This window comes from Parafrankia sp. Ea1.12 (assembly GCF_900465275.1).
In the GTDB taxonomy this organism is placed as follows: domain Bacteria; phylum Actinomycetota; class Actinomycetes; order Frankiales; family Frankiaceae; genus Parafrankia; species Parafrankia soli.
Genome location: NZ_UBIZ01000158.1, coordinates 1 through 736 on the forward strand (window position 1 = coordinate 1; position 736 = coordinate 736).

The 736-nt window shown below is 67.1% G+C and carries 1 pseudogene; it reads left to right on the forward strand.

Annotated features, from left to right (window positions below):
- Positions 1-13: 13 nt before the first annotated feature.
- Positions 14-736: pseudogene (locus FMEAI12_RS04350) on the forward strand (ABC transporter substrate-binding protein); the annotation flags it as partial.

Genomic DNA, 736 nt, shown 5'->3' on the forward strand with positions numbered 1-736 from the left:
GGGTACCGCCCGGATCCTCATACTGAGCGATCCGCGCAGCCTGGACCCGGCATCCCTCGGCAACCAGGCCGCGATCACCGCCGTGCTGGGTAACGCCCTGTACGGAACCCTGATGACCACGGACGAGACGGGCAAGATCGCGTACTCGATGGCCGAGTCCTTCGCCACGACCGACGGTGGCGCGACCTTCGCGCTGAAGCTGCGGCCCGGGCTGGTCTTCTCCGACGGGCACTCCGCTCAATGCCGAAGCGGTGAAATTCAACTGGGACCGACTCAAGGACCCGGCCAGCGCCTCACCCCAGCGCTCGGAAGCGGCGATGGTCGCCTCGACCGAGGTAGTCGACGACGTCACCCTGAAAGTCACGATGGTCACCCAGGTGCCCAAGTATGCCCAGTCCGTCGTCACCTCGTCACTGAACTGGATCGCCTCGCCCGCGGCCCTGCGGAAGGGCGCCGCGGCCTTCGACGCCACCCCGATCGGCGCCGGCCCGTTCACGCTGAAGAGCTGGACCCGCCAGGCCGCCATGGAGCTGGTCAAGAACCCCCGCTACTGGGACGCCCCCAAGCCGTACCTGGACACCCTCACCTTCCAGGCCGCGCTCGACTCCAACCAGCGTTACAACACCCTGATCAGTGACGGCGCCGATGTTGCCGTCGAGACGAACTGGATCAACCTGGCCAAGGCCGAGAAGGCGGGTCTGCCGACCGACCTCCTGCCGCTCCGTGTCGGGGTTTT